22 protein-coding genes are annotated in these 25,468 nt (G+C 70.9%); 8 read left to right on the top strand and 14 right to left on the bottom strand.

Annotation, left to right across the window (positions count from 1 at the left end):
- Nucleotides 1-40: 40 nt before the first annotated feature.
- The 4 genes from ACWDRB_RS14995 to ACWDRB_RS15010 all read right to left on the bottom strand — a co-directional run bounded on the left by ACWDRB_RS14995 (nucleotide 41) and on the right by ACWDRB_RS15010 (nucleotide 4,085).
- Entirely contained in the window at nucleotides 41-1,120 is a 1,080-nt protein-coding gene (locus ACWDRB_RS14995) for a mannose-1-phosphate guanylyltransferase (protein ID WP_435054264.1), read from the bottom strand.
- A gap of 32 nt (nucleotides 1,121-1,152) precedes the next feature.
- A complete protein-coding gene (locus ACWDRB_RS15000; RefSeq protein WP_449894079.1) occupies nucleotides 1,153-2,268 on the bottom strand; it encodes a glycosyltransferase family 4 protein in 1,116 nt (371 codons plus the stop codon).
- Between the two features lie 93 nt (nucleotides 2,269-2,361).
- Entirely contained in the window at nucleotides 2,362-3,261 is a 900-nt protein-coding gene (locus tag ACWDRB_RS15005) for a lysylphosphatidylglycerol synthase transmembrane domain-containing protein (RefSeq protein ID WP_364243000.1), read from the bottom strand.
- Nucleotides 3,258-4,085, bottom strand: a complete 828-nt coding sequence (locus ACWDRB_RS15010; protein ID WP_363962453.1) for a class I SAM-dependent methyltransferase — start codon at nucleotides 4,083-4,085, stop codon at nucleotides 3,258-3,260. The genes ACWDRB_RS15005 and ACWDRB_RS15010 overlap by 4 nt, the downstream gene beginning before the upstream one ends.
- 111 nt (nucleotides 4,086-4,196) lie before the next feature.
- Here ACWDRB_RS15010 and ACWDRB_RS15015 point away from each other — a divergent pair, with 111 nt between their 5' ends.
- Complete coding sequence (locus tag ACWDRB_RS15015) at nucleotides 4,197-5,156, top strand: lysylphosphatidylglycerol synthase domain-containing protein (RefSeq protein ID WP_449894082.1); 960 nt, start codon at nucleotides 4,197-4,199, stop codon at nucleotides 5,154-5,156.
- Here the strand turns inward: ACWDRB_RS15015 and ACWDRB_RS15020 are convergent.
- From ACWDRB_RS15020 to ACWDRB_RS15030, 3 genes are all read right to left on the bottom strand, one after another.
- Nucleotides 5,057-6,118, bottom strand: a complete 1,062-nt coding sequence (locus tag ACWDRB_RS15020) for a glycosyltransferase family 4 protein (RefSeq protein WP_449894084.1) — start codon at nucleotides 6,116-6,118, stop codon at nucleotides 5,057-5,059. The two genes, ACWDRB_RS15015 and ACWDRB_RS15020, sit on opposite strands and share 100 nt — an antisense overlap.
- 3 nt (nucleotides 6,119-6,121) lie before the next feature.
- Nucleotides 6,122-7,051 carry a glycosyltransferase family 2 protein gene (locus ACWDRB_RS15025; RefSeq protein ID WP_357726325.1) on the bottom strand — a complete coding sequence of 310 codons (930 nt, stop codon included), beginning with the start codon at nucleotides 7,049-7,051 and terminating at the stop codon, nucleotides 6,122-6,124.
- A gap of 72 nt (nucleotides 7,052-7,123) precedes the next feature.
- A complete protein-coding gene (locus tag ACWDRB_RS15030) occupies nucleotides 7,124-9,154 on the bottom strand; it encodes a hypothetical protein (RefSeq protein ID WP_449894087.1) in 2,031 nt (676 codons plus the stop codon).
- Nucleotides 9,155-9,312: 158 nt separating this feature from the next.
- Between ACWDRB_RS15030 and ACWDRB_RS15035 the strand changes: the two genes are divergently transcribed.
- From ACWDRB_RS15035 to ACWDRB_RS15055, 5 genes are all read left to right on the top strand, one after another.
- Nucleotides 9,313-10,800 carry a hypothetical protein gene (locus tag ACWDRB_RS15035; RefSeq protein WP_449894089.1) on the top strand — a complete coding sequence of 496 codons (1,488 nt, stop codon included), beginning with the start codon at nucleotides 9,313-9,315 and terminating at the stop codon, nucleotides 10,798-10,800.
- 144 nt (nucleotides 10,801-10,944) lie between these two features.
- Nucleotides 10,945-12,606 carry an LCP family protein gene (locus ACWDRB_RS15040; RefSeq protein ID WP_449894092.1) on the top strand — a complete coding sequence of 554 codons (1,662 nt, stop codon included), beginning with the start codon at nucleotides 10,945-10,947 and terminating at the stop codon, nucleotides 12,604-12,606.
- A 179-nt stretch (nucleotides 12,607-12,785) separates the two neighbouring features.
- A complete protein-coding gene (locus ACWDRB_RS15045; protein ID WP_449894094.1) occupies nucleotides 12,786-14,180 on the top strand; it encodes an acyltransferase family protein in 1,395 nt (464 codons plus the stop codon).
- Nucleotides 14,181-14,236: 56 nt separating this feature from the next.
- Entirely contained in the window at nucleotides 14,237-15,199 is a 963-nt protein-coding gene (locus tag ACWDRB_RS15050; RefSeq protein ID WP_449894096.1) for a glycosyltransferase, read from the top strand.
- Between the two features lie 124 nt (nucleotides 15,200-15,323).
- Nucleotides 15,324-16,037, top strand: a complete 714-nt coding sequence (locus ACWDRB_RS15055; RefSeq protein WP_363962445.1) for an acetoacetate decarboxylase family protein — start codon at nucleotides 15,324-15,326, stop codon at nucleotides 16,035-16,037.
- 21 nt (nucleotides 16,038-16,058) lie between these two features.
- Here ACWDRB_RS15055 and ACWDRB_RS15060 read toward each other — a convergent pair whose 3' ends face one another.
- From ACWDRB_RS15060 to ACWDRB_RS15085, 6 genes are all read right to left on the bottom strand, one after another.
- Nucleotides 16,059-16,943, bottom strand: a complete 885-nt coding sequence (locus tag ACWDRB_RS15060; RefSeq protein ID WP_350728361.1) for a glycosyltransferase family 2 protein — start codon at nucleotides 16,941-16,943, stop codon at nucleotides 16,059-16,061.
- A 185-nt stretch (nucleotides 16,944-17,128) separates the two neighbouring features.
- On the bottom strand, nucleotides 17,129-17,896 hold the full coding sequence (locus ACWDRB_RS15065) for a CDP-alcohol phosphatidyltransferase family protein (protein ID WP_449894100.1): 768 nt from the start codon (nucleotides 17,894-17,896) through the stop codon (nucleotides 17,129-17,131).
- Nucleotides 17,874-18,914: an iron-containing alcohol dehydrogenase family protein gene (locus tag ACWDRB_RS15070; RefSeq protein ID WP_363963101.1), complete on the bottom strand. Its 1,041-nt coding sequence runs from the start codon at nucleotides 18,912-18,914 to the stop codon at nucleotides 17,874-17,876. The genes ACWDRB_RS15065 and ACWDRB_RS15070 overlap by 23 nt, the downstream gene beginning before the upstream one ends.
- A 28-nt stretch (nucleotides 18,915-18,942) precedes the next feature.
- Nucleotides 18,943-19,677, bottom strand: a complete 735-nt coding sequence (locus tag ACWDRB_RS15075; protein WP_350728359.1) for a phosphocholine cytidylyltransferase family protein — start codon at nucleotides 19,675-19,677, stop codon at nucleotides 18,943-18,945.
- Nucleotides 19,678-19,754: 77 nt separating this feature from the next.
- Nucleotides 19,755-20,363: a DUF5941 domain-containing protein gene (locus ACWDRB_RS15080; RefSeq protein ID WP_449894102.1), complete on the bottom strand. Its 609-nt coding sequence runs from the start codon at nucleotides 20,361-20,363 to the stop codon at nucleotides 19,755-19,757.
- An 11-nt stretch (nucleotides 20,364-20,374) separates the two neighbouring features.
- On the bottom strand, nucleotides 20,375-21,790 hold the full coding sequence (locus ACWDRB_RS15085; RefSeq protein WP_449894105.1) for a CDP-alcohol phosphatidyltransferase family protein: 1,416 nt from the start codon (nucleotides 21,788-21,790) through the stop codon (nucleotides 20,375-20,377).
- 111 nt (nucleotides 21,791-21,901) lie between these two features.
- On the opposite strand from ACWDRB_RS15085, the gene ACWDRB_RS15090 reads away from it, so the two are divergent.
- Entirely contained in the window at nucleotides 21,902-22,654 is a 753-nt protein-coding gene (locus ACWDRB_RS15090; RefSeq protein WP_355190710.1) for an IspD/TarI family cytidylyltransferase, read from the top strand.
- A gap of 41 nt (nucleotides 22,655-22,695) precedes the next feature.
- On the top strand, nucleotides 22,696-24,432 hold the full coding sequence (locus ACWDRB_RS15095) for a CDP-glycerol glycerophosphotransferase family protein (protein WP_449894108.1): 1,737 nt from the start codon (nucleotides 22,696-22,698) through the stop codon (nucleotides 24,430-24,432).
- On the opposite strand, the gene ACWDRB_RS15100 is transcribed toward ACWDRB_RS15095, so the two are convergent.
- Nucleotides 24,427-25,446 carry a glycosyltransferase family 2 protein gene (locus ACWDRB_RS15100; protein WP_397368309.1) on the bottom strand — a complete coding sequence of 340 codons (1,020 nt, stop codon included), beginning with the start codon at nucleotides 25,444-25,446 and terminating at the stop codon, nucleotides 24,427-24,429. The genes ACWDRB_RS15095 and ACWDRB_RS15100 overlap by 6 nt on opposite strands.
- Nucleotides 25,447-25,468: the final 22 nt, after the last annotated feature.

Genomic DNA, 25,468 nt, shown 5'->3' on the forward strand with positions numbered 1-25,468 from the left:
GCGCTGCCCGTGACCGGGCCGCAGGAGCAAGGGCAGAGGCTCAGACGTCGCTCGAATAGCGCATCGCGCGCTCGGGCAGCTCCACGCCCGGCCAGATGCGCACGCCGTTCTGCAGCTCGTTGCCCGGCCCCACGATGGCGCCGTCGCCGATCACCGCGTCGCACACCACCGTGCCCGCGCAGACCCGCGCGCCCCGCCCCACCACGGAGTCCGTCACGGAGGCGCCCGCCTCGATGACGCAGTCGTCGGTCAGCACCGAGCCCACCACCGTCGCCCCGGCCTCGACCACGACCCGCGCGCCCACCGCCGTGCCGCCCTGCACCTTGGCCTCAGGCGAGACCTGAGCCCCTTCCAGCGCGAGGAACTCCCCGGTCGGCCCGGGCAGCGCGGGCGAGTCGAGCCGCCCCAGCACCAGGTCGCGCGACCCCCGCACGAAGGCCGCCGGGGTGCCGACGTCGAGCCAGTAGGTGCGGTCGGCGTAGCCCAGCACCAGCTCGCCCGCCTCGATCAGCCCGGGGAACGTCTCCCGCTCCACGGACACGATCTCGTCGCGGGGGATTGAGTCGATCACCGACCGGGTGAACACGTAGCAGCCGGCGTTGATCCGGTTGGTGACCGGGTTGGGCGTCTTCTCCAGGAAGGCCGTCACCCGCCCGGTCTCGTCGGTCGGGACGCACCCGAACCGGGAGGGATCATCGACTTCTGTCAAATGGAGCGTTACAGCGGCATGTCGTGCCAGGTGGGTGCGTACCTGATCGCCGATGTCGTGGCCCGAGAGGATGTCCCCGTTGAGGATGAGGACCGGATCGGACGGCCCCGCCGTGAGGGCTTCGGCGGCGTTGCGGATCGCGCCGCCGGTGCCCAGCGGCGTCTCCTCGGTGATGTATTCGAGGGAGAGCCCGAACGCCGACCCGTCGCCGAAGGCGGGCTCGAACATCGACGCCTTGTAGGAGGTGGCGAACACGATCCGGCGGACCCCGAAAGATCGCGCACGGGCGAGTTGGTGGGCCAGGAACGGCACTCCGGCGGTCGGCAGCAGCGGTTTGGGCGTGCCCAGTGTCAGCGGACGCAGGCGCGTGCCCTGCCCCCCGACCAGGAGGATCGCCTCGAGGTCTGGCAAAGAGCTCTCCATCACTCCGTGAGGTTACCGAACTATTCGATCGCGCGTTGATAAGAGCTGAGATGCGCCTCGGCCGAGGCGTCCCAGGTGAACTCGCGTGCTCTTGCCAGCCCCGCCTCCCGCAGCTGCCCCCTGCGGGCGGGGGAGCCCAGCAGGTGTCCGAGCGCCACGGCGATGCTGTCGGCGTCCGGCTCCGTGTAGGCCACGGCGTCGCCACCGACCTCTGGCAGAGACGTGTGATGTGTCGTCAGGACCGGCGCGCCGCAGGCCATGGCCTCCAGCACCGGCAGCCCGAACCCCTCGCCGCGCGACGGGAAGGCCACCACGAGCGCCCCGCCCAGGAACCCGAGCAGGTCGGGCGCGCGCAGGTAGCCGGGCCGGATGACCCTGACGGTGGCCTCCACCTCCCGGCAGGCGGCGTCGACGTCGTCCTCGTGGACCCCGCCGCCGATCACCAGCGCGGGCGGCGCGTCCAGGTGCTTCGCGGCGGCGGCGAAGCCGCGGATGAGGTTGGGAACGTTCTTGCGGGGGTCGAGCGCGCCCAGGAACGCCACATAGGGCTGGCCGTGCAGCCCGCACCGCAGCGCGACCCGGCGGATCTCGTCGTCGCTCGGCGGGTGGAACTGCCCCAGGTCGACTCCGTGGTAGGCGACGTCGATGCGGGTGGGGTCGGCGGCGAGCACGCGGACGAGCTCGTCCCTGGTCGCCTTGGAGGGCACGATCACCCGCCGGGCGTGGCGCACGGCGGTGCGGGTGGCGGAGCGGAAGAACGACGCCCGCGGACTGTGCTGGTCGGGCTCGGTGAACCAGGTGGCGTCGTGGATCGTCACCACGGTCGGCAGGCCCGAACCGAGCGGGATGGAGTAGTAGGGGGCGTGGATCACGTCCGCCCCCGCCTGTCGGGCGAGCAGCGGCAGGCCGGTCTGTTCCCAGGCGAGCCGGGCGGCCCTGTTGGAGATCGCCACGGGCCCCGGGAGGACCAGGGCCGAGGGCGCGAGGCGCCGGTAGCGTTCGGCCTCCGATCGCTGGCAGACCACTGCGAGGTCTGCGCCGGCCCGGTCGAGCGCGGCCACGAGCCCGTCCACATATCTGATCAACGCGCCACGGTCCGCGGGGACCGCCGCCGCGTCGACGAGCACTCGAGGCATTACGTAGATCTTCTCCCCTCAAGATCAACGTGGGACTGGTGTCCCCCTCTGAAGTTCAGCTTATGACCAGCCTCCCCTAAATCGCCGGTCAAATCACACGGAGTTGCGACGCGCTGCGATTCCCGCCATACCGGCGCAGATCAGGTCCCCCAAAATAATGACAATGCGGGATGAAAGAGCCACCGCGATCGCCGCGCCACCGTCCACGTGAGGCGCCAGCACCGCGACCATCGCGACCTCCCGCACGCCCGCGCCCGCCGGGACGACGAAGGTCAGGATGCCCAGGCACCACGACAGCGCGAAGGCCCCGACTGCGAAGAGCAGGCCGCCCTGGGGGGCGACGAAGTAGAGGTGCACGCCGTAGCAGAGCCAGCCGGCCAGCGCCCAGCCGAGGGCGGCGAGCATGCCGCGCCGGGTCAGCGGGCGTTCGAGCGGCTCCCGCTTGAGCTTGCGCAGGGCGTACCCGATCACGGCGTTGATGACCTTGGGCTCCAGCAGGACCAGCAGCAGCGGGATGAACAGCAGCAGCCAGCCGTAGCGGTCCCAGCCGAGCGTGACCAGCGAGACGAGCAGTCCGGTCGCCAGCTGGATGGGCATCATCAGGAAGAACGCCGCCGCGCTGCGCGAGCGCGGCACGCCGAGGTCGCGGCCCATCTCCATCTGGGCGATCACCGGCCAGACGGCGCCGGGGATGTATTTGCCGAGCTGGCCCACGAAGAAGACCTTGGCGGCGGGCCTCAGCGGCAGCGGGGAGCCGAGGTCGGCCAGGAGGGTGCGCCAGGTGAGCATGGCGCCGAGCAGCGCGGCGACCACGGCGACCAGCGACCCGGCCAGCGCGGCCCACGACAGCCTGGCGAACCCGGCCACCACGGTGTCCCACTGCTTGGCCACGGCGTAGGCGCCGAAGCCGAGCGCGACGGCCAGGAAGCCGTACCGGACGAGCCTGCGGACCGGCGAGCGCCGCGGGACGGCCTCCTCTTTCACTGTCGTCACAGCGGGCGGACCCGCTCGGGCGGCTGCGGCAGCGCCGCGCCCGCGGGCCGCCGCGGCGTCTTGGTGGCCACCCACAGGTACGTGGGCACCAGGGGCAGCAGCAGCCTGAGCACCTCGCGGGGAGTGCGGGCCAGCACGGTCTGCGCGATCCGCCCCAGCGCCCCCGGGAACAGCTCGCCCCCCGCGAACCGGCCCGGCGTGGCCAGCACGGGAAAGGTGTAGTCCCACACGTGGAAGGCCCGCAGCATCCTGCGCAGCCCGCGCCGCGTCCTGAACCGCTCGTAGTAGTGGTCGGCCCGCCCGGACGCCCGCACGTAGCGGTCGGCCAGCGCGGGCGGCAGGTAGGACAGGAACGGCAGCTTGTAGTGGGGCTCCATGACGCCGAGCCGGTTGCCCAGCCCCAGGTAGAGGACCCCGTCGTCGGACAGCACCCGGTGCATCTCGGCCACCACGGAGTCGGGGTCGACCACGTGCTCGTAGATGTGGTTGAAGACCAGCACGTCGATCGACCCGTCGGGGAACGGCAGCGCGGTGCCGTCGCCGCACACGAACGCCACCCGCTCGCCGAACCGGTCGGCGGCCTTGCGCAGCCCCGGCACGTCGATGTCGATGCCCAGCGTGTGCTTCGCCCCGGCCTGCGCGAGCTCGTCGGCGATGAACCCCGCGGAGCAGCCCACGTCGCCCACCGTCAGCCCGCTCAGCGGCCCGCGGAAGTGCTCGAGCACCGCGATGATCTTCGCAGCCTTCCGCCGCCGTTTGCCCTCGTCGAGCATGGCGGACTGGAACTCCGAGTATTCGAGCTGCGCGACTCGTTGCTTACCCACGAGGACCCACAGTACCCAAATGGGCATGGGTACGAAGCCGGTGCGGGCCGCGCCCGCGGTCTCCGGCGCCGCCGTCTGGCCTGCCCGGCGGAGCACGCGTAGCCTGAGCGAATGCTCCGTCGCCTGCTGCGCGTCGTCCTCGCCCTGATCGCCCTCGGCTTCCTGGGTTACGGGCTGGCCACGAACTGGGACGAGACCACCGGGGCGGTGGCGGCGATGTCGCCGTGGGCGGTGCTCGGGGCGTTCGCGGCGGTGCTGCTCGGCCAGGTCTTCATCCTGGTGGCCTGGCGGGAGATCCTGGCGGGGCTCGGCACGCGGGTGCCGCTGCGGATCGCCGGGCGGATCATGTTCGTGGGCCAGTTGGGCAAGTACATCCCGGGCGCCGTGTGGGCGTACGCGGCGATGATGGACCTCGGGCGCGACCACGGGAGCCCGCCGCGGCGCACGTTCGCGACGATCTCGCTGAGCCTGGTGATCAACCTCGGCGTCGCCGTCTCGATCGCCGCGGCGACGCTGGGCTCGCTGGAGGCGGTGCGCAAGGCCTGGTACCTCGTGCTGCTCGTGCCGGTGATCATCGTGTGCCTGCATCCCAAGGTGCTCACCTGGGGTCTCAACCTGGCGCTGCGGATCGCGCGCAAGGAGCCGCTGGAGAGCGTGCTGCCCGGCCGTACCGTGGTCGTCGCGGTGGCGTGGACCGCGCTCGGCTGGTTCGTGTACGGCCTGCACATCTGGTTGCTCTCCGGCCGCTCCGACCTCTACCTCGTCGCGACCGGAGCGTACGCGTTCGCGTGGGCCACCGGGATCCTCACCATCGTCGTGCCCGCGGGGGTCGGAGTCAGGGAGGGCGCGCTGGTGCTGGTGCTCGCGCCGGTCATCGGCACCCCGGCGGCGCTCGCGGTGGCGATCGTGTCGCGGCTGGCGTTCACGCTGGCGGACGCGACGGCCGCGGGCATCTCGTTCGTGCTCGGCCGTCAGGCGGCCAGCAGCGTCCCCGCGTACGCCGACCAGAACGGCTCGGGATCGACGGCCTTGACGCCCGACCGCAACCTCTCGGGCTCGCCCGAGGCGTAGAAGCGTTCGAGGGCCGCGCGCAGCGCCCCGGCGTCACCCGGCTCGACCAGCAGCCCGTCCACGCCGTCGGTGACGTGGTCGGCGAGCGCGCCGACGCGGGTGGCGATCACCGGCACGCCGTGCTCGTGGCCGAGCCAGACGTTCTGGCTGGCGGTCGCGTTCCGGTACGGGAGCACGAGCGCGTCCGCCCGCGCGAACAGCCCCGGCACGTCCTCGGCGGCCACGTAGCCGGGCCGCAGCTCGACCCGGTCACCGAGGCCCAGCTCGGCGATCAGCGCCCGCGTCTCGTCGAGCCCGCCCCAGAACTCCCCCGCGACGGTCAGCGAGATCCCGTCGGGCAGCGCCCTGAGCAGCAGGTCCAGCCCCTTGTACGGCCGCACGATGCCGAAGAACAGCAACCTGCGGTGGACCTGGGTGGACTTCTCGGCGTTGGTGGAGGGCAGGTGCGGCGGCAGCGCCGCCACGCTGACCGGGCTGCCCGTCAGGCCCCTGGCCAGCCCGGCCTGCTGCTCGGAGTGGGTCAGCACCCCGTCGACCCGCTTGAGCAGCGCCTTCATGAGCGGCTCGTCGTACGGCTTGTGCTCGTGGGGCAGCACGTTGTGGCAGAGGGCAATAGTCCTGACTTTTCGCCTTATCCCGTACAAAATCCCCAAATAGGCGGGGACCTGCACCGGACTCAGCACGGCCAGCACCACCAGATCCGCCGACCTGAGCCGCCTCCCGGCGGACACCCACCCGTCGGGACGCCGCCAGTCGAGCCTGCGCAGGGTGTTCGGGAAAGGCGTGCCCTCCGGCGCGGAGATCGTCTGCTGCCCCGGGTAGAGGAACGACGGATACTGCGCCCGCCACGACTCGATCACCACGTCGTGACCCTGGGCCGCGAGGCGGTGCGCCAGCTCGGTGGTGTGCTGGGCCCCGCCCCCCTTGTACGGATAGGTGGGGCCGACGATCGCGATCCGCACGCGCTACTCCCCCCGCGAGCGCACGATCAGGTCGGCGAGCAGCGCCACGGACCCGATCAGCAGCCCGGACAGGAAGATCATCACGGTGTTGGCCGGGAAGTAGAACGGGTGCATGACCATGTCCCACAGACCCTTCACGAACCCGATGCCCACCAGCCACAGCGCGGGCGGCATGAGCACCTTGAGCGGGTTGAAGTACATGATCATCCGCAGCACCTGCAGGATGTAGCGGTACGCGTCGGACACAAAGCTGAACTTCGACTTCCCGGCCCGCTTGGCGTAGTCGATCGGCAGGTAGTAGATGTCGTGCTGGTTGGACAGGAACGACAGCGTGATCGTCGTCACACACGAGAACCCGGGCGGGAGCAGCCGCAGGTAGGGCTTGGCCACCGTCCTGCGGAAGGCCCGCAGCCCCGAGTTGAGGTCGGGGATCTTCTGCCCGGCCAGCTGCTCCGCCACCTTGCGGATCACCCATTTGGCGGGGACCCGCAGCAGCTTGTGCGAGCCCTCCTCGCTGGTGCGCGCGCCGACCACCTGGTCGATCATCGGATCCTTCTCCAGGATCTGCACCAGCTCGGGGATGCGGTCGTTGGGGTAGGTCATGTCGGCGTCGGTCCAGACGACGATCTCGCCCTTGGCCTCCTGCGTGCCGATGCGCCGCACGGTGCCCGCGCCGCCGTTGCGGTGGAAGGCGCGGATGCGCAGGTGGGGGTAGTCGGGAGCGGCCTGCTTCAGCCTGGCCAGCGTCTCGTCGGTCGAGCAGTCGTCCACGGCCACGAGCTCGTAGGTGTAGCCGCTCGAGTCCATGGACCTGGTGATGCGCTCGACTTCATCGATGACGTGATCCTGCTCGTTGTAGCAGGGAAGAACGATGGTGACGTACGGCGCTTCTTCCACGGCAGGTCCACTCTTCGGGGTCTCTAGCGTGCTCACGGGCCTTGAGGGTACTCTGCCCAACTCAAAGCCGAGTCCACGTGCGCCCACTGGGAGCCCCCACTTCCAAGATCATCCATTCCCTTCGGGGAGGGCCATCCAGGCGCCGATCTGCAGGCCCCAGGTGCCGTTCGGGGCGTCCACGAGAGAGCGCTCGTCCTGGCGGGAGGCCAGCGCGAAGACCTGAGCCGGAGATCCGTACGGCGCCACCTGGACGTTGTCGGCGGCCAGCACGACGGGGACGCGGCCCGCGGCGCGCACCCGCGCGATCAGCCGGCGCACCTCTGCCTCGGGGGCGGTGTCCATCGAACCCTCGCGGGCCACGATCGCCGCCGGGCGGTCGCACATGCCGCGTACGAGCTGGGTGAACCGATCGCCGGTCACCCGCTCCACGATCAGCACCGACGCGTCGGGCGGGAACTTCGCGCACATCCCCGCCACCGCCGCCGCCTCGCCCCGCTCGACCGGCGTGAACGCCGTCCCGATGGAGGTGACGGCCGGCGGCGCGAGGACGATCAGGACGGCGAGCGCCATCCCCCACCTCCGTGCCCGGGGGCCGCGCGGCCAGGACGGCGGGTGCGCCCGGAGCAGGTCGCGCAGCCATGCCAGGCCGTACATGGCGAGCAGGATCAGGCCCGGGATCACGATGGGGACCAGGCGGCGGGCGGCCCACGGGTGGTCGGGGGTGATCTCGGGGCGCAGGAGCGTGGTGACGGTGGTCCAGCCGATCACCGCGAGGGGCAGCAGCCACTCGAACGGCCCGCCGTCCCGCAGCAGCCTGCGCACCAGCACCGCCGCCGCGACCGTGGCCAGCACCACCACGGGGATGCCGACGTACCAGGTCACCCAGTGCAGGGAGTTCTCGAAGTAGAGCCGGGTGTCGTCCACGGGCAGGCCGTTGGCCTGCTGGGTCTGGGCGATCATGAGGGCCGTGCGCCGGTCGTCCTCCGTCACGGGCACGCGCGTCACGGTCTGGAACCACGGGCGCGCGTACAGGCCGGCCATGAGCAGCACGACCAGCCCGGCCCCGGCCGCGGGGACCCACGCCGGCGGCCGGATCCTGGCCAGCAGCGGGGCGGTGGCCGTGCCCACCGCGGTGAACACGAGGACGGCGGCGCAGATGGCCAGCAGCGGCTTGACCGACCCCGACAGGTACGACAGGTAGGGCCGGGAGAGCAGGTACGCCGCGAGCATCCCGGCCCCGGCGCCCGCCACCAGCCCGGCCAGCAGCGGCACGCCCAGCGCCCCCTGCGGCCTGGCGAAGCGGCGCATCGCGATCAGCAACCCCGCGAACGCCAGCACCGGCAGCACGTCGCGCAGCCCGTCGACCCGGACCAGCACGGCCAGCCCGAACACCAGCCCGGCCAGCAGCCCGCGGGCCCGGCCCGGCCGGGCGAGCGCGTCGTGTGCCAGCGCCAGCCCGCCGAACAGCAGGATCAGCGACGGGATCTCGCTGAACGTGCTGCGCGAGGTGTAGAGGATCGGCAGGCTGACCGCGAACACCGCCGCTCCCAGCACCGCCCACCGTGCCCCCGCCAGCCGCGCCACCACCCCGGCCACCGTGAGCACGGCCAGCCCGCCCAGCACCGCCGGGATCGCGAAGGGCATCCCCAGCCAGTCGCCGACCGCGAACAGGATCGGCGGCCCCGGCATGAACTGCGGCACCACCGCCCCGTCGAACGCGTAGAACCCGACGCTCTTGAAGATCAGCGACGGGTCCGGGCCGCCGAACGCCCAGGCCTGCGTGGGGACGGGCAGCGAGCCGTGACCCGCGATCCAGGCCGCGTACTGCGCGTACGTGGCCGGGTCGCGCCTGACGACGATCTGCTCGGTGTGCATGAGCGTGTTGAACACGCCGGACGCCACGGCCACCGCCACGACGCCCATGACCTGCCGGGACGTGGCCTCGGCCACCTTGCCCAGCCCGCGGGTGCCGGCCCGGCAGAGCAGGGCGGCGGCGGGCAGCCCGAGCAGCACCGCGGGCAGCGGCGCGAAGTGGCCGAGCAGCAGCAGCGGCAGCCCCGCCACCAGCCAGCCCGCCACGGCGAGCGCGGGCGCCACCGAGAGCACGGCGAGCATCCGCCCGGATCGGTCGAGTCCCATCGGTGAGCGAGCGTATCCAACCTGGAGGTCCCGGTGGGTTCCGCCACACGGCGGGCGATCTTCATCTCAACCGGGGAGACCTGGCGTGCGTACCCCTTATCGGCCGGTTGGCACGGGGTTCACTGAATGGCGGGTAGCGTACGTGGGCACTACGGGACATGCCGGAGAGACAGCGGGAGGGCGTGCGGGTGATGCCGGAGACTCGCGCCGACGTGCCCGCTCGCGCAGGCCTGGCGTGGGTCGGGGATCCGTCCCGGTGGAGGCGGCACGGGTGGTTCCTGGCGGTCCTCGCCCTCGGCACGGCCCTGCGCGCCCTGGCGATGCTGGGCTACCGGCCGGCCCTGTGGTTCCCCGACTCCTACACCTACGTCGTCACCGTCTTCAAACCCCGCCCCGACCTGGTCCGCCCGGCGGGCTACTCGATGTTCCTGAAGCTGCTGGAGCCCTTCCACGCCTTCGGGATGGTCACGGCCGCGCAGCACCTGCTCGGCCTGGCCACCGGCGTGCTGATCTACCGGGTCGCGCGACGGGCGCCGAGGTGGGTGGCGACGCTGGCCACGGTGCCGGTGCTGCTCGACGCGTACCAGATCGAGCTGGAGCACCTGCTCGTCTCGGACACGCTCTTCATGTTCCTGGTGGTGGCGGCGGTGGCGCTGTGCGGGTCGGAGCGGCGGCGCACGGTGGCCGCCATCGGCCTGCTGCTGGCCGCCGCCACCCTCACCAGGACCGTCGGCCAGCCTCTCATCCTGCTCCTGGCCGCCTGGTACGTGCTGCGCGGGCGCCTGCGCCTGGCCGGGTTGCTGCTGGCCACCGCCCTCGTGCCGGTCATCGCGTACGGCGCCTGGTTCTACGCCACGTACCAGCGGGTCGGGCTCGTGGGCGCGAACGGCGTCTTCATGTACGCCCGCACGATGTCGTTCGCCGACTGCGCCAGGATGGACCCGCCGCCGGACCTGCGGGTCCTGTGCGACCCGCGCCCCCCGGAGCGGCGGCCGCCGTCGCAGGAGTACATCTGGGCGAAGGACTCCCCGCTCGTGCTGCTGCCCGGGATCACGTTCACGAAGGAGACCGACGACCTGGCGGGCCGGTTCGCGACGCTGGCGATCACCAGGCAGCCGCTCGACTACGCCGCCTCGGTGCTGACGGAGCTGGGCCGCACGTTCACGTGGGGCCGCCCGGTCTACCCCGATCCGGAGATCTACGGCTACTACCAGTTCCCGGTGACGGAGCCGGGGCCGCCTGGCCGCTATCCCGCACAGGTCGGCGCCGACTATGCCAAGCTCTACGAGCGGGGCGAGATCGGCACGGAGATCGTCGAGCCCTACGCCGGCTGGCTGAGGGCCTACCAGAACATGGTGCGGTTGCCCGGCCCGGTGCTCCTGGGGGTGCTGCTGGTGCCCCCGGTGGCGGCCGCCATCCGCCGGAGCGGGCGCAGGCGTCCCTCGCCCTGGCTGGTGCCCTGGTCAGCGGCCGTGGTGCTGCTGGTCACACCGGCCGCGGCGGCAGAGTTCGACTACCGATACGTGTTGCCGGCCGTGCCCCTGGCCTGTTTGGCGGCGGCCCTGAGCATCAGACCTGACGTGCGAAAACACTGCGTGAGCAAGAAAGAGTTTGGCGATGATATTCCACGTAATGTCCAGCTCTGAGTATGCTTTGCCGCGGAAACATCACGCCCGGGTCACGGTCGTTCCCCGCGGTCATGGCACCTGGCACGCCGTACGTGACCTCGTCTCGTGGCGCGAGGCGACGAAGCCAGCGCGTCAGGCGCGAGAAGTGAGGCTAGGGGACGTATGACTGACTACAGGAGCGTGCCCGTAGTCACCTCCGGGCAGGACTACCGGGCTGCCCCCACCCAGCCCGGCAGCAGGATGGCGCGTAGAGCGGCGGCCGCCGCTCCTCCGCCGCCCCCGCCCGACGACCGGCCGCCGCGCGGCCACCGCGGCGGCGGCAACGGCGGCGGCCAGAACAAGATGCGCATCCTGGCCTGGGTCAGCATCGGCGTGACCTCGCTCATGGTGGCCGGTGCGCTGACCGGCTACACGGTCTACCGCGACGCCTTCGGCAACATCAAGAAGAAGAGCGTCAACAGCGACATCATCAACCCCCGGCCCGTGGACACCGGCGCCCTCAACGTCCTGCTCGTCGGCTCCGACACCCGCGCGGGCAAGGGCAACGCGCGGTACGGCCAGAAGCTGGCCAGGGAGGCGGACGCGGGCGGCAAGCGCACCGACACGATCATCCTCATGCACATCTCGCCCAACCGGGACAAGGCGCGGCTGATCAGCTTCCCGCGTGACTCGATGGTGCAGATCCCCAAGTGCAAGAACGAGACCACCAAGCAGGAGATGCCGCCGCGCCGGGACATGATCAACTCGGCGTACAACTCCGGCGGCATCGCCTGCACGATCTCCACGATCGAGACCCTCACCGGCATCCGCGTCAACCACTTCGTCGAGGTGGACTTCAGCGGCTTCAAGAACATCGTGGACGCGCTCGGCGGCATCGAGATCTGCCTGAAGTCCGGCGTCAACGACAAGAACTCCAAGCTGGTCCTGCCGCCCGGCAAGAGCCTGCTCAACGGTGAGAAGGCCCTGGGCTACGTGCGCCTGCGCCACTACGGCGACGGCAGCGACATCCAGCGCATCAAGCGGCAGCAGATCTTCCTGAGCAAGGTCGTCGCCAAGGCCACCAGCAGCGAGCTGCTCACCGACGTCGGCAAGCTCAGGGACTTCATCGCGGCCGCGGCCGGCTCGGTCACCATGGACCCGGAGCTGGCCAACGACACCGAGCAGCTCATCAACATCGCGCTGAGCGCCAAGGAGATGACCGCCGGCGGCGTCAAGTTCACGACGATCCCGTGGGGGCCCGACCCCGAGGACAAGAACCGCGTGGTCTGGAAGCAGCCCGACGCCAACGCGCTGTTCACCTCGATCAAGACCGACACCGAGGTCGCCACCCCGGCGCCGTCCGCGAGCGCCAGCCCTGGCACCGGCACCGCCACCAAGCCCAAGGTCACGCTCAAGCCCGAGCAGGTGAAGATCCAGGTGCTCAACGGCACCAAGACCTTCGGCAAGGCCCGCGAGGTCGCCGACCAGCTCGCCAAGGAGGGCTTCAACGTCGTCGGCGTCGGCAACTACGAGGCCGCCGACGGCAAGAGCCTGCCGAAGACCGAGGTCCACTACGCCAAGACCATCGAGTCGGCGCCCGACCACGCCGGCACGCTGGCCGGGGCCCTCGTGCCCAAGCCCGCCCCGGCGTCGGGCAAGGTCGCGGTCACCAACCCGCAGCCGTACACGCCGGCGATAGCCCCCACGAGCACCCCGCCGAAGGGCACTCCGGTGATCCAGCTGGTGGTGGGCGAGGACTTCGAGTCGGTCAAGGTGACCAAGCTGCCCGACAGCGTCAACAACAGCACGATCACGGCCTCCGAGCAGAAGAACACCTGCACCTGACGAGCCTCCAAGTTCCCTGTGGAATCGGGCGTTCTCGCCTCACGCGAGGGACAGGAGGCGCGTGGGCGGGATAGTCTGTTGCGGGTCGGCGACTCAGCGCGACCCGGAGCCGAGAGGCCATCCGTTGGTCGTGCTGCCGTCGTGTTCCCCGGCCCCGAGCGAAGCTGAGCGACTCCCCTGTGTCTGACACCAGATTCTCCCCACCGGTCACGACTCCGCGGAGCCCCGAGGAGGAGACCGGCGGCCCCGCCCAGACGGGAGCCCGCTGGCCGCTGCCGGAGGAGGCGTTCTGGAGCGAGGAAGCCGATCCGCACTGGATGGCGCCGGGTGAGCTGACCCAGCCGCAGCCCGCCGTCAAGGACGACGAGCCCCCGACGAAGAACCCGGCGAAGGGCCCCGCAAAGGCCCCGGCGAAGGGTCCCGCGAAGTCCCCGGTGAAGGCTCCCGCGAAGGCTCCGGCCGCGGCGGACGAGCCCTCGCAGGCGGCGCAGGAGCGGCGTCCGCGGAAGCGGGCGAAGGCCGCCGTGGACGACACCGCCCAGCCGCAGCCGGAGCCGAAGCAGGAGGCCCAGCCGGCCAAGCGCAAGCGCGACCCGTACCTCGACAACGTCAAGTTCGTGCTGATCGCGCTGGTGGTCGTCGGCCACTCGCTGGTGCCGACGCTGTCGGCGGACTCCTCCAGGGCCCTGTACATCTTCATCTACACGTTCCACATGCCGCTGTTCGTGCTGATCAGTGGCTATTTGTCCAGAAATTTCTGGAACTCGAACGCCAAGACCAACAAACTGGTCGACACGTTCCTGGTCCCGTACGTGATCGTCGAGGTCGGCTACGCCCTGCTCCGCGTCTCGGTGGGCCAGAAGTGGAGCCTGACGATCATCGACCCGGCGTGGCTCAACTGGTACCTGCTGGCGCTGCTGTTCTGGCGGCTGTCCACCCCGGTGTGGAAGCGGATGAAATATCCGGTGCCGGTCGCGATCGTCGTCTACCTGCTCTCCGGGTTCTCGCAGATCGAGGGCGACTTCAGCATGGACCGCTTCTTCGGTCTCATGCCGTTCTTCGTGATCGGCCTGGTGATGCAGCCGGAGCACTTCGAGATGCTCAACCGGCGGTGGATCAAGATCCTGGGGGTTCTCACGATCCTGGGCGCGGCGGGGGTGGCGATCCTCCTCGCGCCGCAGGCGAAGCTCTCCCCGTTCTACTTCAAGGCCAGCTTCCAGGACCTCCACCTGTCGTGGTACATGGGCCTCGGCATGCGCGCCGGGCTGCTGGTGTGCGCGCTGGCCATGTGCTTCGCCGTCCTGGCGCTGGTGCCCCGGGGCGAGACGTGGTTCTCCGACCTCGGCACCCGCACGCTCTACTGCTACCTGCTGCACGGCATCCCCGTGCTGGTCGCCAAGGAGATGGGCTGGCTGGAGCTCCCGTGGCTGTTCGGGCCGCTCGGCGTGCTGGCGATCGCCTCCAGCGCCTTCGCGCTGGCGATCGTGTTGTGCCTGCCTGAGACCCGTACGGTCTTCAAGTGGGTGCTCGAACCCCGCCTGATCTGGCTCTATCGCCGCCCCTCACGAAGTTAAGCGACAGTTCTACCCACATTTACGCCTTTGACCTGGTAGGCGCGGAGCATCGACACATGCGTGTATGTGTCGCCACGACCGTCCATCATCCCGAGGACGCCCGGATCATGCACCGGCAGATCAGGGCGCTGCTCGACGCGGGCCACGAGGTCACCTACGTCGCACCGTTCACGTACTTCAACGTGACCCCCACCATGGGGATCACCGCGATCGACGTGGCGCGGCACGCCTCGTACGGCAGGGCGCGCGCGGCGCTGAAACGCGGCGTGAAGGGCGCGGACCTGCTGATCGTGCACGAGCACCGACTGCTGGGCGCGCTGCCCTACAGGCGCCCTCCGGTCGTCTGGGACCTACGCGAAGAGGTCTCCCCCAGGCGGCTGGCCCGCGCGGGGAGGCGCCACCGCGTGATCACGCCCGCGATGGTTCCCGAGGCGACCCTGGTGTCACCCAGCCCGCCTCCTCCCGGCGACACCAGGGTCGTGCACATCGGCCGCCTCTCGTCCGAGCGCGGCGTGTCGGAGCTGATCGGGCTGGCCGAACGGCTGGTCCCGTACGGCGTCAGGCTCGACCTCATCGGCGCGGCGGCCCGGGACGTCCGTCCGCTGCTGCGCGACGCGCAGCGGGTCGGGCTGCTCGACTGGTTCGGGTACGTGCCCAACCGGCACGCGCTGCGCATGGCCGAGGGCGCGCTGGCGGGTCTTTCGCTGGCGGACGACACGGTGCGGACGGTGCCGACGAAGATCATGGACTACATGGGGCGCGGGCTGCCCGTCATCACGACTCCCCAGGGCTCGGCGCTGGTCGAGCGGACCGGGTGCGGGCTCGTGGTGCCGCTGGACGTGGAAGCCGTGCTGAACGCCGTGCTGGACCTCAAGGAGGACCCGGTGCGGCGGGCCCGGCTGGGCGCCCTGGGGCACGCGGAGGCGCGGCTGCACCACCACTGGCCGGACCACGCGGCGGCCTTCGTCAACCGCGCCGAGTCCTGGGCCGGCCTCCCCACCCACGCCCTGGCCGTCTGACCGGAACGGCCGGCCCTCCGGGAGCGCGGGCGACACGCCGGAGGCCGGGCGGCGGGTGCGGCACCACGGAAGGACATCGGGGGTGGGAATGGCGACACGACTGACGGGTTGATGTACTGGGGCCATGGCAACGCATCTGATCCAGGGCCGGACGGTGGCCATGCCGGTGCGGGTGCGGGACGCGGAGGTGTGCAGCGCCTTCTACGCGGTGCGCGCCGACGCCGCCAGGGCGGTGATCGCGTACTCCGGACTCGACGTGGCCGAGTTCCTGCCCGGCAAGGCCGTCTGCGTGCTGCTGTTCGTGGACTACCGCGACGGCGATCTGGACCCGTACCACGAGTTCGGCATGGCGTTCCTGGTGCGTCCCCCGGGCGTGTCCGGGACCGGAGGGCTCTGGGACCTGCGCCAGGCCGGGGTGTTCGTGCACTGGCTGCCCGTGGACCAGCCGTTCACGCTGGAGGCCGGGCGCACGCTGTGGGGGTTCCCGAAGGAGCTGGCGGACATCGAGCTGCGGCTCGGCACGCCGTACAAACGGTGTGTCCTGCGCAGGGACGGCCGGCTCGTGCTGGACATCCTGATCAAGCCGGGCGTGCCCGCGCCGGGTGCGACGGTGATGGCGCCGCTCGACGCCTACACGCACCGGGACGGGATCACGCGGCGCGTGCCCTGGTCCGTACGGGCCCGCGGCGCCCGGATCCGCCCCAGCGGGGCGCTGATCCGGCTGGGCAACCATCCCATCGCCAAGGAGCTGAGCGAGCTGGGGCTGCCCAGGCGGGCGATGTTCACCAGCACGATCTCGCGGGCCGCGATGTCCTTCGGCGAGGCCGTCGAGGTCTGACGCCCCGATGGCCCGCCGCGGTCAGACGATCGGCGGACGGCCCAGCTTGACCATGCGCCACGCCGTACGCCACGCCATGGGCCGCCGCTCGCCCGCCGGGGTGCGCAGGCCCTCGAAGAACCCGCTGAACCACGCCTTGAGCGCCGGCCCGGCCCCGCGCTCCCGCACGAGGGTGAGCACGACCCAGTTGGTGAGGTAGAGGAAGGCCAGCGGCCACGGCAGGTTGCGCCGCGCCAGCCAGACCCGGTTGCGCGCGTTGAGCCGGTAGAACTCGACGTGCCGGGTCGGCGGGACCTGCGGATGGTACATCACCGTCTCGGCGTCGTACTCGATCCGGTAGCCCTCGCCCAGCAGCCGCCAGGCCAGGTCGGTCTCCTCGTGAGCGTAGAAGAACCGCTCGGGCAGCCCGCCCACCTGGAGGAAGGCCGAGCGCCTGATGGCCGAGGCGCCGCCGAGGAACGTCGTGACCGGCGACGAGCGCTGCGGGTCGCCGGCGCGCAGCCGGGGCACGTGGCGCCGCTGGCCGATGCCGCCGTCGGGGTCCATGACGCGGAAGGAGATCACCGCGAGGTCCGGCTCGGTGGCGAAGCGGTCGCGTACGTGCGCGACGACCTTCTGGTTGGCATACCAGCCGTCGTCGTCGAGGAACAGCACGACGTCTCCCGAGCACTCCTCCACGCCGCGGTTACGGCCTGCGGGAATGCCCGTGTTCTGGTCGAGCCGGATCGCTTTCACGACCGCGGCCGACCCTTCGGGTGGCGTCGCCGACAATTCGGGCACATCTGCGCCGTTGCCCACGATCACCACCTCGACGTCGCCGTCGACCTGGTTGAGCGCGGACTCGACCGCCCGATTCAGCTCCGCGACCCGGTTACCCATGGTGAGGATGACGCACGAGATCTTCAACGAATCACTGTCCTGACGCGTTGAGAACACGGGCGGAGCATTCTTTCATGATCACCGAGTCTGCTGGTCTGCATGTTTTGGAAAGGCTGGGGCTAAGCGTATCGGAACCGAGGATGAACCCCCACCGAACGGCGGACGTCCGATCTATACGACGGACGGGGAGCTCCTCCGGTTCCGACATCAGATCACGCCAGTCTCTTCGAGGCGATGATGCTTACCAAATGCAGGACAACCTGTAGGCATGCCGCTACGAAGCAGGCCACGATCAGGACCCGCGAGGCCGTCAGGTCACCGAGGATCAGATCGACGACGGCGGCCGCCAGCGCCAGCAGCGACAGCTCGATCGGCTGCACGATCCGGTGGAACTTCGTCGCAGCGAGCACCCGCCGGCCCAGGCCCAGGAGCCCGGAGCGGAACTGCACCGCGGAAGCCTCCGTGGCGGCCTCCAGACCGCCCTTGGCCCGCGCCACCTCCACCAGGTCCGTCTCGGCCTTGATGAGGATCGCGCCGAGCGCCGCGGCGAAGCCCAGCACGGTGTACCAGTCGGGCAGTACCGCCGACGCCCGCCAGCCCAGCCCGGCCAGCACCGCGGCCTCGCAGAAGTAGGCCCCGACCCGGTCGAGGTAGACCCCGACCAGCGAGGTCTTCCCCGTCCAGCGGGCCAGCTCGCCGTCGGAGCAGTCGAGCAGCAGGTAGACCTGCACCAGCAGGGCGGCGCCCACGGCGGCCCACAGGCCCGGCAGGGCGAGCACGACCCCGGCCAGGGCCCCGGCCACCGTCATCACCCAGGTGAGCTGGTTGGGCGTGACGGAGGTCTTGGCGAACAGCCAGGTGACGTAGATGGACAGCTGGCGCATGTAGAGCACGCCGGCCCAGTGCTCGCCGTTCCTGCGCTCGAGGTGGCCGGCGGGCTGGGCGACCCGCCGGATCTCAGCTACCGAAGGCCCGGACATAGTCCCCCACCCGATCGTGGATCTCGGAGTCCTGCATGCGCAGGTGCTCCAGGATCGTGTAGCGGCCGGGGCGGGTGGACGGTGCCAGGGCGACGGCCTCGGCGAACTGCTGGCCGGTCAGCCCGATGTCGGCGGGCACGACGGGCAGCTTGTGCCGGCGCAGGCAGTCGACCACCTGCGTGACCCGGGCCTCGTCCTCCCTCAGGAAGAAGCAGAAGGCGGCACCGATCCCGGCGAGCTCGCCGTGGTTGGAGGTGCCGGGGAAGAGCTGATCCACGGCATGAAGGATCTCATGATCTCCACCGCTCGCGGGCCGGGACGACCCCGCGATCACCATGGACATGCCGGACAGGATGAGGGACTCGGCCAGCACGGTCAGGAACGCGTCGGACTCGATGGAGTCGCCGCGGCCGATGAGCGCCTCGGCGGACGTGCGGGACATCGAGCAGGCCAGCCCGTCGATGGGCTCGCCGCGCTCGACGTTGCCGAGCTGCCAGTCCTCGATGGCCGACAGGTTGCTCACCACGTCGCCCACGCCCGCCCTGACCAGCGACTCCGGCGCGTTGTGCACGAAGTCGAGGTCGACCAGGATGGCCAGCGGCATCGGCACCCCGAATGAGCCCTTGCCGCCCTCGTAGACCAGGGAGGCCGTGGGAGAGCAGATGCCGTCGTGGGAGAGGTTGGTGGCCACCGCGACCATCGGGATGCCGGCGAGCGAGGCGGCGTACTTGGTGGCGTCGATGGTCTTGCCGCCGCCGACGCCCACCACCACCTCGTAGGCGGCCTTGCGCAGGTCGGCGCCGAGGGAGACGGCCGCGTCGACCGAGCCGTCGGCCACCCGGAACACCTCGGCCTCGCCCAGCTGGGGTGTGATCAAGCTCTCGATGTGGTCGCCCTGCCCGCGGCCGACGGCCACCGCGACCCGGCCGGAGGTGGCCACCCTGCTGTCGGCCAGCAGGGCGCCGAGCTCGGCCACCGCGCCCCGCCTGACCTGCATGGTCAGCGGCGCCGGCAGCATCCTCGCTAGAAGCGGCATGCGCGCCCCCTCAGTAGCGGACGGCTATGGTGCGAGCCTTCGCCAGGTCGTCGTGGTTGTCCACCTCGACCCAGTCGACCTCGCCGATGGGCGCGGCGTGGATGACCTCGCCGCGCTCGACCATCTCCTGGTAACCGTCCTCGTAGTAGAGCTGGGGGTCACGCTCGAAGGTCGTCTTGAGCGCGTCGGCCAGCAGGTCGGCCGCGCCGGGCCGGATGAGGGTGGCGCCGATGTACTCGCCGTACGCCTCGGCCGGGTCCATCAGCTTGGTGATGCGGCGCAGCGAGCCCTCCGGCGAGAGCGTGACCTTCATCTCCTCGTCGGCGAGCTTCTTGACGTTGTCGACGGCCAGCAGGATGCCGCTCGTCTCAGGAGCGGACAGCAGCGTCTTCTCGACCGAGACCGGGTGCACGGTGTCGCCGTTGACCAGCAGCACGCCCTGGGAGAAGTAGTCGCGGGCGCACCACAGGGAGTAGGCGTTGTTCCACTCCTCGGCCTTGTCGTTGTGGACGAGGGTGAGCTTGACGCCGTGCCGCTGCTCCAGGGCCTCCTTGCGGTCGTGGACGGCCTGCGCCGCGTAACCGACGACGACCACGACCTCCCGCAGGTCCACCGCCGCGAGGTTGCGCAGGGAGATGTCCATGATCGTGGTTTCGCCGTCGACCGGCACGAGCGCCTTCGGCAACGTGTCGGTGTACGGCCGCAGACGTCGTCCGGCTCCAGCGGCCAGAACCATTCCCAGCAACGTGCACTCCTCAGTCGAGCATGTCTTCGTGAGCCCAAAGAGTATTCGTCTTTGGGCCCTGAGCGGGTAATCCGGCGTTAGTCTTGCGTTCCCGTATCGGGTGTTTCCACCTCGGAACGGGGCGCGGCGAGCCAGCACGTGAGGCTCTCCCAGCCGAAGAACGCCCACAGATAGAGCGCAAGCAGCAGATAGCCGCTGCTCAGCCAGCCCGTGAGGGCGACCAGCGAGACCACCATCATCCGGCCGTCCCAGCCGAGGCCGAACGTGGACAGCCACGCCGGTGCGTACACGCGCTGCCGCAGCCGGTAAACAAGATCATAGTGGTGGAACGCCAGCGCGCCGAGCAGCAGGAAGATCACCACGGGATGCACCTCGTGGGCGAACCCGCACGACGCGACGAAGGTGTACTCGATGAGCCGCAGGATCGGCGGGACGAGCCAGTCGAACCTGCCGTCGTGCGCGTGCGTGCTGCCCGGCCCGGCCAGCAGCAGCGTCACGGCGGGCGCGAACACCGCGAGCCCGTCCGTGCCCGCCACGCCGAGCAGCAGCAGCACGCCCGTGACGAACGTGCCCGCGATCACCGGCGGCAGCGGTGGGAGCTGTCCGGCCACCAGCAGGCCCATGGCGCGCGAGAGCGGGCCGTCGTCGCGGTAGGCCACGACCGTGCTACGGGGGACGGGAGTCATGTGGACCGAAATCACCGTGCCGACCTCGCGATCCGTCCGGCGAGCTGATAGAGGGCCGCCACGCCGCCCCAGCAGAGCAGGGACAGGAACGTCACCTTGGCGTTCCAGCCCGCGGCGGTGACGGCGATCAGCGCGGTGCGCTCGCCGATGGGCAGCACGACGCTCTTCTTGAACCAGCGGGCGATCGCGTCGCGCTCCAGGCGCTGGGCGATCCCGAGCACGCCCCGTGCCCGGCTCCCGTCGGCCGACTCCAGGAGGGAGCGCGCGGGGCGCCCCCACTGCGCGCCGACGCGGGCGGCGTCGGTGCGGGCCCCGGCGTACGTCTGGTCGATGGCGTGCCGCACGACCTGGAGGATCATGGCGGCCACGGCGAGCCGCCAGATGCCGGTGCCGGCGAAGCCCAGGGCCAGGCCGACGTAGACGGCGTACTCCTTCAGCCGGTCGGCCATGCCGTCGGCCCACGCCCCCAGCGGCGAGAACGTGCGCGTGTAGCGGGCCAGCTGCCCGTCGAGGCAGTCGAGCACGAACGACAGGTAGAACAGCAGCGCCCCCGCCAGCCGGCCGGCCTGGCTGCCCTCCGAGAACCAGAGGGCCGCCAGCGCGGCCATCCCGATCGAGGCGCCGGTGACGGTGTTGGGGGCCAGGTTGAGCCGGACCGCCGGTTTGAGCAGGTGGCGCGTCCAGGTGGAGACGAAGAAGGTGGCGAAGAAGCCGTCGTCCGCCTTGATGGACAGGTCGAGCCTGACCTTGGCCTCGTCCACCTCGGCCAGCCTGGCGACGGCGGTGTCGGCGGCGTGCTGGCCGGTCACCCGGTCGGCGTGCAGCGGCCCGATCCCGGCCGCCCGCACCGACACGCCCGATCTGACCAGCCCGACCAGGAGCAGGTCGACGGCCTCGACGGGGGTGACCGGGCCCAGCTTGCCGGTGTCGGCCAGCTCGGCCAGCTCCTCCGCGATGTCCGCCAGCGCGCCCAGGTCGGCCTCGCCCGCCTTCAGCACGCCTCTGAACGTGGCGTTGGCCTCGGGGACCACGTGGAAGGAACTGCCCGCGGCGACGATCTTGCCTCCTTCGACGCGGACGGGCGGCCGCATGGGCGCCGCGGCGGCGTCATGGGAGACCAGGGCCCCGCTGCCGCGCGCGGGGTGGTCGAGCAGCAGCGCCAGCGCCTCGGTGTGGGCCACCAGGTCCGCGGGGAGCACGGCCACCGCCCCCGTGGAGATCCGGGCGATCTTGGCGACGCCTCTGAGGTCGGCTCCGAGGCCGCCACCCGGCGTCACCACCTGGATCTCCCGGACGGGCAGCGTGGCGAGCTGGTCGGTGACGCGGTCGAGCAGGGTGACGTCGAAGCTGGAGAGCTTGCATGCCGGGGTCGTGGCGAGCACGACGACCGATGTGGCCGTGGTCTCGCGGGTCAATGAGTCGGGCAAAGCGCAGGTCTCCTCCCGGTCGCGCGGGAGCCGCGTGGCTTGGGGGTGCGTAGGCACAGCGTAGCGACAGGTCAAGGCGGAATCACGGAACAGGACCGTTACGCTGCCGATATGGATTCACGGTTGCGGTCGGTCGGGGTGCTTCTCGCGGGCGGCGTGGGGCAGCGGATCGGGATGGACACCCCCAAACAGCTCATCGAGGTCGCGGGAAAGCCGATCATCGAGCACTCGCTGGCGGTGTTCCAGAACGCGCCGGAGATCGACGAGATCGTGGTGCTGATGACGCCCGGCTACACCGACCGGATCCGCGAGATCGTGGACAAGGGCGGCTACGACAAGGTCAGCAAGGTCGTGGAGGGCGGCGCGAGCCGTACCGAGAGCACGTGGCTGGCCCTGGGGGCGCTGGGGGCCGAGGAGTGCAACGTGCTGCTGCACGACGCCGTACGCCCGCTCGTGGAGCCCCGGATCATCACCGAGTGCGTCAAGGCGCTGGAGACCCGTTCGGCCGTCAACGTGGCGATCCCGAGCTCCGACACGGTCCTCGTGGCCGTGCCGGGCCCCGGTGGCGAGGTGATCGGCGACGTGCTGGACAGGTCGGTGCTGCGGCGCAGCCAGACGCCGCAGTGCTTCCGGCTCTCGGTGATCCGCGAGGCGTACGAGCGGGCGCTGGCCGACCCCGGGTTCGCCGGCCGCCCGGCCACCGACGACTGCGGCGTGGTGCTGCGTTACCTGCCCGACGTGCCGATCCACCTCGTGCCGGGCAGCGAGCACAACATCAAGGTCACCCACCCCCTCGACCTGCGGATCGCCGAGCTGCTCTTCCAGCTCGCCGCAACCCCGCCGATCTCCGACTTGCCCAGATAGGTCACAGACGTTTGACCTGAGAGTTGTTACTGTGCGATCACATGAGGAGACTCATCGTGATCGCGGCTCTGCTCGGCTGCTACCCCACGCTGTTGTGGTCGGCCCTCTGGCCCGCTCCGGTGGTGTTCGGGGCGGTCGCCGTGCTCTCCTATGCGGTGGAGTACGCGGCCTCGCGCGCCGCCAGGCCGCTGCCCGAGCTGCTCGGCAGGGTGCACCTCGGGGTCACGCTGCGCTTCGCCGCCAGGGAGACCATGGCGCTGCTGCTGGTGGCGCGGATGGCGGGGGTCGACTCGCCGTGGTTCGTGGCGCTGGCGTCGGGCATCTTCGCGATCCACGTGGTGCGGGCCGGGCACACGGCGCTGGCGCTGCGGCTCAAGGGGACGCTCAGCCGGATGCCGGTGACCACCCGCAACCTCGACGTCTCGGCGCTGCGCATCCCGAAGATGCCGCCGCCGTCCCTGCGTGACAGCCGCAGCATGCGTTTCCTCTACCTCGACGCGCTGCCGGTGGTCGGCGCGGCCGTCGGCGCCGTGCCCGCCGCGATCGGCGCCGGTCTGGCGGTCCTGCTGGGCATCGCTGGGGCGCTCGCGCTCATCCCGTACGTGCGCCGCGCCACGCCGCTCACCGACAAGGCCAGGGTGCTGGAGGTCGTGGGCGAGCAGGTCGAGAAGTACCGGCCCGAGGTCATCCTCTACTTCTCCGGCGCCACCGCTGCCGCCTACCAGGCCAGGATGTGGCTGCCCACGCTGGAGCGCATCGACCGGCGCGCCATCGTCGTGCTGCGCGAGCGCGGCATGGCCAACCACCTCGACGCGACCACGCTGCCGATGCTGTGCATCCCGTCGGCGGCCGACCTGATGAGCTTCCGCGCCCTGTCCAGCGCCAAGCTCTGCCTGTACGTCTCCAACGTCGGCAGGAACGTCCACATGCTGCGCATCCCGACCCTGCGCAGCGCGTTCCTCAACCACGGCGACAGCGACAAGGAGGCGTCGTTCAACCCGTTCTCCCGGGTGTACGACGAGGTGTGGGTGGCCGGTCCCGCGGGCCGCGACCGCTACCGCCGGGCCAGGGTGGGCGTCAGGGACGAGAGCATCCACGAGGTCGGCCGGCCGCAGCTCGAAGGCATCTCGACGGAGGGGCCGGAGCTGCCGTACCGCACCGTCCTGTACGCCCCCACCTGGGAGGGCTGGAACGACGACCTGTTCCACACGTCGCTGATCACCATGGGCCCGCGCATCGTGCGGGCGCTGCTGGACCACCGGCCGCGGGTACGCGTGATCTACAAGCCGCACCCGCTGACCGGCCATCGCGACCGCAGCGCCGGCCGCGCGCACCGGAAGATCGTGGCCATGATCGAGGCGGCCGAGCTGGCCAAGTCGAAGGCCAGGCACCCGTCGCGGGCGACCGGGGAGACACCGCGGATCGAGCACCTGATCGTCACCGGCCCCGAGCCGCACCTGTACGACTGCTTCAACCGGTGCGACCTGCTGATCAGCGACATCTCCAGCGTCGTGGCCGACTTCCTGGCCAGCGAGAAGCCGTACGCGGTGACGAACGTCGCCGGCCTGGACGAGCGCGCCTTCCACGAGCGCTACCCGAGCACCGAGGCGGGCGTGCTGATCGGGAAGGACCTGGCCGGGCTCGCGGAGTTCCTCGACGGGGAGGACTCGCTGGCCCGGGCCAGGATCAAGCTCAGGAGCTACCTGTTCGGGGCGGAATATCCGGACGCGCTGACCCGCTTCGACGCCGCCGTCGAGCGGGTCTTCGCCGGGTCATGACCCGGGCGGCCTGGCCAGCTTCTTCGGGCTGGTGAGGAAGCCCCAGCCCCAGGAGCAGTGCATGGCGGCGTACACGATCGGCAGCCGCAGCCGCGCCCCCGGGGACAGCCCGCTGCCCGTCAGCGCGGAGCCCGCCGCGATGGCGACGGCGTAGCCGCCGGGGACGATGAGCGTCCAGGGGAAGAACGGCGAGACGACCAGCCCCAGCAGCATGGCCAGCACCGCGGCGGGCGGCGCCAGATAGCGCAGGTTGATCGTGCCCTCGTGGGTGCGCGCGACCACGCGCCGCCACCTGCCGTAGTGGAAGTACTGCTTGGCCAGGGCCTTGACGTTGGGGCGAGGGCGGTAGGAGACCCGCATACGCGGCTGGAACCAGACCAGGCCGCCGCTCTGGCGGATGCGGTGGTTCATCTCCCAGTCCTGCGCCCGCTGGAAGTGCTCGTCGTAGCCGCCCACCCGGTCGAGCGCCGAGCGGCGGAAGACGCCCAGGTAGACGGTGTCGGCGGGGCCCGCGGTGCCGCCCACGTGGAAGGCGGCGGCGCCCACGCCGATCTTGGACGTCATGGCGCAGGCGACGGCCTGCTCGAACGGCGTGATGCCCTCGGCCGCCATGACGCCGCCCACGTTGTCGGCGCCGGTCTCGGCCAGCGTCTCGACGGCGACGCGCAGGTAGTCGGGGGGCAGCATGGCGTGCCCGTCGACCCGGGCGATGATGCCGTTGCGCGAGGCGGCGATGGCGGCGTTGAGCGCGTTGGGGGTGCGGCCCGTCGGATTGGGCACGACCGTCACCCGTGGATCGGCCGCCGATATGGCGTCGGCGACCTCCTGGGTGCGGTCCTGGGACGGACCCACGGCGAGCACGACTTCGATCTCACCTGGGTAGCTCTGGGCGAGGACCTGGTCGACGGCCTCGCGAAGGTGCCGCTCCTCGTTGAGGACCGGCATGACGACGGAGATGGGGGGCCAGGCACGCGTCTCCGCGGGGGCCTGCGGCGAGTCGGGGAACTGCTTCATGGCGGGGCTCACGCTACTGTAC

Source organism: Nonomuraea sp. NPDC003707 (assembly GCF_053587055.1).